The sequence below is a fragment of the Bacilli bacterium genome (assembly GCA_036381315.1).
In the GTDB taxonomy this organism is placed as follows: domain Bacteria; phylum Bacillota; class Bacilli; order Paenibacillales; family KCTC-25726; genus DASVDB01.
Genome location: DASVDB010000026.1, coordinates 1 through 10,054, shown reverse-complemented (window position 1 = coordinate 10,054; position 10,054 = coordinate 1). Strand labels below are relative to the sequence as shown.

The window sequence follows — 10,054 nt, the reverse complement described above, 5'->3', positions numbered from 1 at the left end:
GTTGTGCACGGGATCAAGAGCGTTCTCCCCTACATGCTGCAATCCGGAAAAGGGCACATCGTGAATGTCGCGTCTATGGCCGGCAAGATCGGCTCGGCGAAAGGCTCGGCGTATTCGGCTACGAAGCATGCGGTTCTCGGGTTGACCCATTGCCTGCGGCAGGAGCTAATCGGCACCGGCGTGCGCATATCCGCGGTAAACCCCGGTCCCGTGGATACTCCTTTTTTCGATATCGCCGATCCAGGCGGACAATACAAAAAAAATGTCGGATTTTTTATGCTGCGGCCCGAACGGGTCGCGGACGAAATCGTCAAGGTGCTGCGCAAAGGCAAAGCGGAAAGCGATATTCCGTTTGCGGCGGCCCTGGGAGTTAAATTGTACCAGTTGTTCCCGCGGCTTTTGGATAAAATGTACGCAAAAATTTTAAACAAAAAGTAAGCGGAGGGTATCCGTTTCCGCCATGTTGAAAATCAGGCCTGTTTAACGGATACCCTGCCGCATTATGTTTTGCCGATGCGCTCGCTCACTTGTCTTGCAACTTCCTCGGCGCTCATGCCGCGCGCGTTAATTACGGGCGCCTGCGTGATCGTATCGGAGATGCCCATCATGTTTTGATCCAGGCCGGAAATTACGCAGCATTGGCAATTGCTCGCATTGCCGGCGTTTAAAGCGACAACCTCATGCCCCTGATTGACCAGCGCCTGCGTTATCTCGCCAAGCGACTGTTCCACAGCTATTCTCGCCATCTGTTCATCACCTCCGCCCGCATGTTTTCCACCCACGCTTGAAATAGGGTATGCCTTCGGGCGAAGTTCTATGCGGTGTTACAGGTTTGGGTCCAAAGTGAATTGTTCGTATTTTTGCCGGATTTCTTTTATGTCCTGGATTAATTCTTTGCCGATGACGGGAATTGATTTCTCATATACGGGCAAAGTGGCGGCGACCCACTCGTTATGTTGGGAGGGCGAAAGCTGCGTAATGTGCAGACTGGACACTTTTTGCAATTCTTCCAGCTTTTCCGAATTAAATTGAATTTCATACCGGTTTGCCCATGCGGTCGCCTCATCCATCGCCCGTTTAATTTCCGCTTGTCTCGCGGCGGGAAGATTGTTCCAAAATTTCTTGTTCATGATAACACAATAGCCCAAATACCCGTGGCCGCTAAGTGTAATATATTTCTGGATTTGATAAAGATTTGCCCTGTAAATATTGGCAATGGTCGCTTCTTCGCCGTTGATCTGACCGGTCTCCGAACTGTGGTATACTTGGCTAAACGGGATAATCACCGATTTGGCGTTTAATTCGTCAAACTGGCTTTCAATCACCCGGCTTGGCGGCGCGGCGAAGACAAGGCCGTGGAAATCGGACGGATGCAGCAAAGGGCCTTTGCTGCTGATGATTTGCTTAAAGCCGCCTCGCCAGAAATCCATTCCGACCATTTCGTTTTTATCGAGCTCTTGCAATAACCGTTTGCCGATTTCGCCGTGCAAAGCGGCTTGCACCGCTTCGTCATTGGGGAATGCAAACGGCAGATCCATCACGGCCCATTTCGGCGATATTTCCGCAAGATAGGAAAAGCTTGGCGCGATCATTTGCACGTTGCCGTTCTGAAGCGCTTCGATTTCCGAGGGTTCATCGTAGAGAACGGCGTTGGGAAACAAATCCACCCTTATCTGGCCGTTCGTATAAGTCTCCACCAAATCGGCAAAATATTTTGCCGCAAGTCCGCGCGGAGAATTTTCGGCGTCAGTCAAATTGAATTTGATAATGGTTTCCTGATGCAGATGATGCTGTTCATCATCGTAGACTGTAGGTTCCGGGTTGATTAAAGACCAAAAGCCGACGCTGAACGCTGTGATGATGCCGAATACAAGCAGTAACCAGGTCCCCCGGCTAATTCTCATGATTTTGGTTCCTTTCCATGTCGATCATTTGTTATATTATAAATAACTATGAAAGCGCTGACAAGCACGCGGGCAGGCGAACAAACAGCGAAGCAAAAAGGGATTTCAGGGGGATATGCGGCAGTGGGCAAATTGAAAATCAAATGGAAAATCGCCATTCTTTCTTTTTGCATCGTTTTTTTTGCGCTGACAGTCGGCGGAACAATTTTGTTGGGCCGATTGATTCAACTGCATGAACATGAACTGGGCCAGCGCTTGCTCACGACGGCGCGCACTGTGGCACAAATGCCCGAGATCATCGAAAACATTGGGGGGACGAATCCCAGCAACAAGCTGCTCATCCAATCGACTGTTGAACGGATACGGATTGTGAATAACGCGGATTATATCGTTGTCATGGATATGGAAGGCGTACGCTGGTCCCATCCGAACAACGAGCTGATCGGTACGCCGTCAAAAAGTCTGGATGAAGGCTCCTCCTTTACGGAGCATACGTATATTTCCAAAGCAAAGGGCGAGCTGGGAACGAGTTTGCGGGCGTTTGTGCCGATTATGAACGACATGCATGAACAAATTGGCGTCGTTTTGGTCGGCCAATTGCTCCCGACCATTTGGGAAAATATCGTTGCCGCCCGCAGCCAGTTGTATGTCACATTTTCGCTGTCGTTGCTTTTTGGCATTTGGGGATCATGGCTGTTGGGCAATCAGATCAAAAGACAGATGTTCGAACTTGAACCGCATGAGATCGCCAGAATGTTGACCGAGCGCACGGCGGCGTTTCAGGCGATGCATGAAGGCGTCATCGTCATCGACGGAATGGAGCGTATTACGATATTTAACAAGAGAGCCATGCAGATGCTAAACATTTCCGGAGACGTCATTGGCCGCAAATTGAGCGAGATTGTGCCGGAATCCAGGTTGCCCGAAATCTTGCAACTCGAGCAGCCTTTGCTTAATCAGGAAATTCAGATTGGCGCCAAACAATTTATGAGCAGCCGCATCCCGATTCAAGTAAACGGGGCGACGGTGGGAGCGATCGCGATTTTTCAGGATCGCACGGAAGTCAAGCAAATGGCGGAAGAATTGACGGGAGTACGGGAATTCGTCAATGCGTTGCGGGTGCAAAATCATGAGCACATCAACAAACTGCACACAATCGGCGGGTTGATTCAATTGGATATGAAGGAGAAGGCGCTTGAATACGTATTTCATCTGGTCGAACAGCAAGGGGAGTTGACGGAATGGCTGGCAAGCCACATTCATGATGCGAATTTATCCGGGTTATTGCTGGGGAAGATCAGCAGGGGAAAGGAGTTGGGAATCGATGTCCAGATTGATCGGCGGAGCAAGCTGCACAGCTTTCCCTCCTATCTGGATCATCATGATTTTGTCGTTTTGACCGGCAATTTGATTGAAAACGCCTTTGACGCCATGCGGGATCAGGAGGGGGAAAAAAGGCTGTTTGTCAGTTTCGAGCAGGACGAAGAAGTATGTTCGATCATGGTGGAAGATAACGGGTGCGGCATATCGCCCGAGCTGAAAGAACGTATTTTCGAAAAAGGGTTCACGACCAAAAAAGGAAACGTGGGCGGCCTTGGCCTTCATCTGGTCAAAAGTATCGTCGACAAGGGAAAAGGGAGCATTCAGATCGATTCGGCGCCGGGTAGGGGCACAACCATCATCATCACGCTTCCCATGCGCATCTAAAGGGGGATTTTTTCGTGAATAACGAGATTCGGATTTTAATCATCGAAGACGATCCGATGGTTCGGGAAGTCAACAAGCAGTTTGTCGAACGGGTCGAGGGCTTTCGTGTCGTCGGGATGGCCGGCAATGGCGTTGCGGGAATTTCCTTGCTCAAGAAGCTTAATCCCCACTTGATTTTGATGGATATTTATATGCCGCAGAAAGACGGATTGGAAACGTTGCGCTTGATTCGCAAGGAGCAGTATGACGTGGATATTATCGGAATAACGGCAGCCAGCGACGCGTCCATCATTAAACAAATGCTGCAGCAAGGCGTGATGGATTACATTATTAAGCCTTTTCAGTTTGAGCGGGTTAAACGTTCATTGGAGAATTACCGCACGCTTCGCAAGAAGCTGCAAAAAGACGATTGCCTGTCGCAGTCGGACCTGGACCATGTTTTGCGGATATCGGAGCAACGCAAACTTAAGGACGAGCAGTCGGAGCATATGCCGAAAGGATTGCACAAAGCCACGTTACAACAAATTATGCTTACCCTTGTGAACGAACAAAAGCCGTTATCCGCCGAAGAGGTGGCGGAATTAAGCGGATTGGCGCGCGTAACGGCGAGGCGCTATTTGGAGTATTTGGCGCAAACGGGACAAGTTCGCCTGGAAATCGATTACCATGGGATCGGTCGCCCCACCAACCGATATTGTTATGTCCGGCCGGATTGATTCTGGCCGGAAAGCCGTGAACAAAAAGAACAAAAAGTCCAATAAAACCAAATTATTTACTACTATTTTTGTAAGCGCTAACATAAAGTCGAAAAAAACTTTATAGGAGGTTACAGGTTTGCGAAAAAAATGGGGGACACTGGCAATCGTGCTTTCTGTAGTTTTTGTTACAGCGTTGTCGGGATGCGGCTCTTCCGCCTCGCAAAGCAAGGATGACGCGACAAAAGCGGACTCCGGAGACGGAACGATTAAGCTTGGCATCATCACATCGCTTACAGGCTCCGGCGCCGAGTTTGGCAAGGATCATGAAAGAGGATATAACCTGGCTCTTGATGAGATCAACCAGGCGGGCGGAGTTTTGGGTAAAAAAATCGAGTTGAAAATACTCGATGACAAGAGCAGCCCCGAGGAAGCGGCAAAAGATGTCGACCAATTGGTCACGCAAGACAAAGTGCAGCTCTTGCTGGGCGCATACAGCTCCGGATCGACCTTGGCCGTTGTGAAAAAGGCGACGGAGTATAAAACTCCGCTGATCGTTCCGACAGCTGTCGCGGCAAATATCACGGAAACAGGTTCCAAATACGTGTTTCGCATATGCGCAACGTCCGATTCCTATGCGACGGCAGTGGTCAATTTCCTGAAGGACAGGCCGGATGCCAAGACAATGGCGATTATATACGAAGATGGAAACTTCGGTACAAGTTCGGCGGAATCCATGAAATTGGCGCTGAAAGACAGCGGCATCAAATTGATTGATGAAGAATCGTATTCGGTCAAGAATGTGGATTACAAGCCGATGCTGCAGCGGGTCAAAGCGAAAAATCCGGATATTCTCTACTTTGCTTCCTACTCGCTTGACGCTACCGCTCTCATGAAGCAAGCGCATGAGATCGATCTGAACGCGAATTATTTTACGGCCGCCGGTACCGGCTTTAGCGTCGCAACCTTTACGAAAGACACCGGGATGGAGGCGGAATACACGCTGGCGGCGGGGCAATGGGATCCCAGCGCCACTTGGAACGGCTCCAAGGAATTCGATGAAAAGATCTTCAAACTGTATAACGAGCACCCGTCATACCATTACATGGAGGCTTATGCCGCACTGTACGTAGCCAAGGCCGCCCTGGAACAAGCGGGAGAATACAACAAAGACAAAATACGTGATTCGCTTTCCAAGTTGCAGATGGATACGGCGTTCGGACCGATCAAGTTCGACGAAAAAGGACAAAATAACCATCCGGTTATTATCACCCAGGTTCAGAACGGCAAGTTCGAAACTGTATATCCGAAAGAAGCGGCCTCGGCAGAAGCGAAGCTTCCTACTCCGCCCTGGGAGAAGAGATGACAAAAGCGGGCGCTGTGAAATGCGCCCGCTCTTTTTTTGCAAATCAATACCAACCTTTGAGGAGAAGCGCCATGTTTCTACAAACGATTAGCAACGGCCTGCTTATTGGCTCTCTTTATGCGTTAGTTGGTATGGGAATGGCAATCATTTTCGGCACCATGCGCATCATCAATTTTGCCCACGGCGAATTTATGATGATCGGCATGTATGTTACCTATTCCATATGCAGCGCCTTTCATGTCGACCCCTACGTGACGATACCGGCCTCTTTTTTGGTCACATTCGCGCTTGGGTATGCGGCGTTTAAAGGGCTGATTGCCAAAATCATGCTGTCCTCGGATATGAATCAGATTTTAATGACAGCCGGCATCAGCATGGTGCTCACCAATCTGGCGCAAATGAAATATACAAGCGACCAATTGACGCTGAATCTGGATTATGCCAACAAATCCGTTAAATTCGCCAATATTCAGTTGAACATTCCATACCTGATTTCGTTTATCATCGCGATCGTCATTACTATTCTTATTTTTTACTTTATTATGCGGACGGAGACCGGCAGGGCAATGCGGGCCATTTCGCAAAACCGGACATCCAGCTTTCTGATGGGCATTCACGTCGAGAAAGTGTCAAGCTTTGTATTTGCGATTGGGATTGCTTTGGCAGGGGTTGCCGGTACGCTTCTGCTGCCGGTTTACCGCGTTAGCCCCACAGTGGGCGGAGGATTTACGCTCCTCGCGTTTGTTGTTGTCGTGCTTGGCGGAATGGGCAGTATTGAAGGCGCGGCGCTGGGCGGATTTATCATCGGCGTCGTTCAGGCGTTAAGCGCTTATTACCTGGGAGGCAGTTACGGCGATTTGATTACGTATGTCGTATTTTTGCTGATTTTGCTTTTGAAACCATCCGGTTTACTGGGGAGGTCGAGGAGTTGATGAACATGCAGATAAAAAAACAATCCGGTTTTCCGATCGATTTCAAAAAGCAAACAGGGCTTGCGGTTTTCATCGTTTTCTTCTTTTCATTGCCTTTTTTCATGCACAATTACTTTTATCAGGAGATTATCCTGTTGATATTTTTATATGCGGGCCTGGGGTGCGCCTGGAATATTCTGGGCGGCTACACGGGGCAATTGTCTCTCGGCCATGCGGCTTATTTCGGTTTGGGCGCTTATGCCTATGCGCTTTCGGTTGATTCGTTAGGGATCATTCCCGCAATCATCCTGGCCTGGATCATTCCCGCCGTTTTGGCGATACCGATCGGCTGGATTACGTTTCGTTTGCGCGGTCCCTACTTTGCGCTGGGCACAATTGCGTTTGCGCAAATTTTGCAAATTTTGGCTACCGACCAACTGAAAGATTTTACGCGCGGTTCCGCGGGCTTGTTGGTGCATTCGATTATGCCGCAACCGCAATATTACTATTATTTGATGCTGGCCTTCTTTATTGTCAGTTTTCTGGTCATGCGCAGTGTGGCGGAATCAAAGCTCGGCTATTATTTGATGGCGATCCGCGAAGATGAAAATACCGCGCAGGTGGTAACGATCAATACAACCTGGTATAAAAACGTTGCTCTTTTTATATCGGCGAGCCTGACGGGTATAGGCGGCGCATTTTACGCCAGCATGCTCGGCATGATCGAACCGGTAACCGTCTTCGGGATCGATCTTTCCAACGAAATCGTCTTCCTCGTCATATTGGGAGGAGTAGGCACGTTATGGGGGCCGCTTGTCGGAGCTGTTTTGCTGCAGTTGTCTTCCGATTTTCTGAAAGTTTACCTGGGAAGTATGAACATCCCGCTGTTATCCGATTCGAACGCGTTTGCGTTTTTCCTGTACGGCCTTTTGATCGTGCTTGTTGTCCGTTTTGCGCCTGACGGTATCGTTGGAGTATTGAACAGATGGATAAGAAAATGGAGGACAACATGAACATTCTTGAATTGAACGATGTGAACAAGTGGTTCGGCGGCTTGCACGTAACGCAAAATATGAGCTTTTCGATCAAGCAAGGGGAAACCGTGTTTGTGATCGGACCGAACGGCGCCGGAAAAACGACTTTGTTCAATCTGATCACGGGTTTCATTAAACCGGATAAAGGCGACATCCGCTTTATGGGCAAGTCGATCCGCGGCTTGGCGCCCTACCAGATAGCCAAACTTGGAATCGGAAGAACATTCCAGATTGTAAAGCCGCTGCTGAATATGACGGTGCTGGAAAATGTGATGCTGGGGGCGTTTGCCCATACCAATTCGAAAAAAGAAGCAATCGAACAAGCCATGCAAATATTGGAGAAAACCAATTTGTTGAGCCGAAAAGACCATCTGGCCAGGGAATTGACGCTCGCCGGGAAAAAAAGGCTGGAAATCGCCCGCTCGTTGGCCATACGTCCCAAGCTTTTGCTGCTGGACGAAGTGGTAGCCGGACTGACGCCGACGGAAGCTGATGAAACGATCAGATTGTTCAAGGATTTGAACGAAGCCGGCATCTCAACGCTCGGAGGCATCGAGCATGTGATGCGTGTGGTCATGTCGGTTTCGGACCGCGTCATTGTGATCAACCAGGGGGAGAAAATCGCCGAAGGAAAACCTGGCGAGATTGTAACCAATCCGGTTGTGATCGAGGCATATTTAGGCAAGGGGGCCGCATCGCATGCTGAAAATTGAGGATCTTGAAGTTGCTTATGGGGAAAGCCAGGCGCTTTTTGGCGTGACGATGGAAGTGAAAGAAGGCGAAGTATGCGCGCTGATCGGCGCCAATGGCGCCGGGAAAACGACGACGCTGCGCACGATTTCCGGCTTGTTGAAGGCGCGAAAGGGCGTCATTTATCTAAACGGAGAACCGATTCACAAGGCGAAAGCGCATCGAATTGTCGAGTTGGGAATCAGCCATGTGCCGGAAGGGCGGGGACTATTCCCGCGCATGACAGTGAAAGAAAACCTGCTCCTGGGAGCCCATATCCGGCGTGTCCGCAACCGCAGCAAAGCCAATTTGGAGCATGTCATGAAGATGTTTCCGCGTTTGCAAGAACGGGAGAATCAGCTCGCGGGCACATTATCCGGCGGTGAGCAACAGATGGTGGCAATTGCCAGAGGGTTGATGTCCAATCCCAAATTGCTGATTTTGGATGAACCCTCTTTGGGTCTGGCGCCGATCATCGTTGAGGAAATGTTTCGCATCATTAAAGAAATCAGCGCGAATACAACGGTATTGATCGTGGAGCAAAACGTATCCCAAACGCTGCAGATAGCCGACAGCGCATTTGTTTTGGAGCACGGAAAGGTGGTGGCAAGCGGAACGGGCCAGGCGCTTTTGAACGATGAGCTTGTCAAGACAGCCTACTTGGGGTTGTAGCTATTGGCAAAAAGGAGATCGATGATCTTTGAAAAGAAATACCTTGCGAAATCGCCTGATGCTTATATTTTTTGTTTCCCTGTTTATACCTTGTCTGATTTTGGCGTTCGTTTCGTATCAAAGCGCCAAAATGCAACTTCAGCAGAAGATGGAAAAAACGGCCGCATCGAATGTAATGATGCTTAATCAGACGATCGACCAAATTATTCAGCTCGAAATGGCGAACGTACAAGCGCTTTCCGATCAAATTTCCAGTGAACAGATCGACCGAAAAGACAAAGAAGTGCGCCAATTGATCGAAAGTTTTATCCGGCTGCATCCGGAAATTTCCAGCCTGACTTTGGGAAATGAGCATGGCGCCTGGATGAAAGCTCCGAATGAGGAATTGCAAAATTTTGATCCGCGGAGCGAGGAATGGTACCAAAAATTGCTGGAATCGAAAAGAGTCCTGATGGTGTCTGAACCGCACCGCGCCGCATCCGGCGATGTTTCCGTGAACATTGGCATTTCCTTGCCCGATGGGAAGGGCGCTATTGGGATCGAACTGGGTCTTGGAAAAGTGAATGAGATCGTCAAGACATTGAAGTTCGGGGCAAACGGCTACGCTTTTATTGTGGATAAAACCAACACCATATTGGCGCATCCGTTTCTCGAATTGGGAGATCAAATAAAGGGAAGCCAATTCACAACCATTCAGAAAAACAGAAACGGCGTTATAACCTATCAATCGCAGGAAGGGCAAACACTGCGGGCGTTTTATGAAACCAATAACATTACCGGCTGGAAAATTATTGGCGTGCTGCAGACAAAAGAATTCGCCCAGGCGTCCATGCCGATTGTCCGGACAGCGGCGGTTGTCATGATCATTTCGCTTGTCTTGACTTTCGTGTTGTTGTTTTTGGTCATTCGCAGGATAACCAGACCTATCGAACAATTGGTTCATTCCGCGAAACGAGTGAGCGACGGTTATTTAAGCGAAGAAGTTGCCGTCACCAGCAAAGATGAAATCGGCGAGTTGGCCGCAAGCTTTAATGTC

11 protein-coding genes are annotated in these 10,054 nt (G+C 49.2%); 9 read left to right on the top strand and 2 right to left on the bottom strand.

Going from position 1 to position 10,054, the window contains the following annotated elements; all coding sequences use genetic code 11:
- Positions 1-438, top strand: a 438-nt coding sequence (locus tag VF260_01945) for an SDR family NAD(P)-dependent oxidoreductase (GenBank protein ID HEX7055945.1), incomplete at its 5' end; no start/stop codon positions are given.
- Positions 439-500: 62 nt separating this feature from the next.
- Here VF260_01945 and VF260_01940 read toward each other — a convergent pair.
- Both VF260_01940 and VF260_01935 read right to left on the bottom strand, forming a co-directional pair.
- Positions 501-746, bottom strand: a complete 246-nt coding sequence (locus VF260_01940) for a YkuS family protein (protein ID HEX7055944.1) — start codon at positions 744-746, stop codon at positions 501-503.
- Positions 747-824: 78 nt separating this feature from the next.
- Positions 825-1,904, bottom strand: a complete 1,080-nt coding sequence (locus tag VF260_01935) for a DctP family TRAP transporter solute-binding subunit (protein ID HEX7055943.1) — start codon at positions 1,902-1,904, stop codon at positions 825-827.
- Positions 1,905-2,027: 123 nt separating this feature from the next.
- Between VF260_01935 and VF260_01930 the strand changes: the two genes are divergently transcribed.
- The 8 genes from VF260_01930 to VF260_01895 form a co-directional block, all read left to right on the top strand.
- Complete coding sequence (locus VF260_01930; GenBank protein HEX7055942.1) at positions 2,028-3,611, top strand: sensor histidine kinase; 1,584 nt, start codon at positions 2,028-2,030, stop codon at positions 3,609-3,611.
- A gap of 14 nt (positions 3,612-3,625) precedes the next feature.
- On the top strand, positions 3,626-4,327 hold the full coding sequence (locus tag VF260_01925; protein HEX7055941.1) for a response regulator: 702 nt from the start codon (positions 3,626-3,628) through the stop codon (positions 4,325-4,327).
- A gap of 118 nt (positions 4,328-4,445) precedes the next feature.
- Positions 4,446-5,672, top strand: coding sequence for an ABC transporter substrate-binding protein (locus VF260_01920; GenBank protein HEX7055940.1), 1,227 nt, complete (start codon positions 4,446-4,448; stop codon positions 5,670-5,672).
- Positions 5,669-6,604, top strand: coding sequence for a branched-chain amino acid ABC transporter permease (locus VF260_01915; protein HEX7055939.1), 936 nt, complete (start codon positions 5,669-5,671; stop codon positions 6,602-6,604). Before VF260_01920 ends, VF260_01915 begins: the two co-directional genes overlap by 4 nt.
- A gap of 5 nt (positions 6,605-6,609) precedes the next feature.
- On the top strand, positions 6,610-7,596 hold the full coding sequence (locus VF260_01910; GenBank protein ID HEX7055938.1) for a branched-chain amino acid ABC transporter permease: 987 nt from the start codon (positions 6,610-6,612) through the stop codon (positions 7,594-7,596).
- Positions 7,569-8,330 carry an ABC transporter ATP-binding protein gene (locus VF260_01905; protein HEX7055937.1) on the top strand — a complete coding sequence of 254 codons (762 nt, stop codon included), beginning with the start codon at positions 7,569-7,571 and terminating at the stop codon, positions 8,328-8,330. Before VF260_01910 ends, VF260_01905 begins: the two co-directional genes overlap by 28 nt.
- Positions 8,317-9,018 carry an ABC transporter ATP-binding protein gene (locus VF260_01900; protein HEX7055936.1) on the top strand — a complete coding sequence of 234 codons (702 nt, stop codon included), beginning with the start codon at positions 8,317-8,319 and terminating at the stop codon, positions 9,016-9,018. Before VF260_01905 ends, VF260_01900 begins: the two co-directional genes overlap by 14 nt.
- A gap of 28 nt (positions 9,019-9,046) precedes the next feature.
- Positions 9,047-10,054: cache domain-containing protein (locus VF260_01895; protein HEX7055935.1), on the top strand; the 1,008-nt coding region annotated here is incomplete at its 3' end.

Bases quoted from the DNA above. Each gene is read 5' to 3' on its own strand.
- VF260_01940 (HEX7055944.1), bottom strand. From the start codon at position 746: ATGGCGAGAATAGCTGTGGAACAGTCGCTTGGCGAGATAACGCAGGCG.
- VF260_01935 (HEX7055943.1), bottom strand. From the start codon at position 1,904: ATGAGAATTAGCCGGGGGACCTGGTTACTGCTTGTATTCGGCATCATC.
- VF260_01915 (HEX7055939.1), top strand. From the start codon at position 5,669: ATGACAAAAGCGGGCGCTGTGAAATGCGCCCGCTCTTTTTTTGCAAAT.
- VF260_01910 (HEX7055938.1), top strand. From the start codon at position 6,610: ATGCAGATAAAAAAACAATCCGGTTTTCCGATCGATTTCAAAAAGCAA.
- VF260_01905 (HEX7055937.1), top strand. From the start codon at position 7,569: ATGGATAAGAAAATGGAGGACAACATGAACATTCTTGAATTGAACGAT.
- VF260_01900 (HEX7055936.1), top strand. From the start codon at position 8,317: ATGCTGAAAATTGAGGATCTTGAAGTTGCTTATGGGGAAAGCCAGGCG.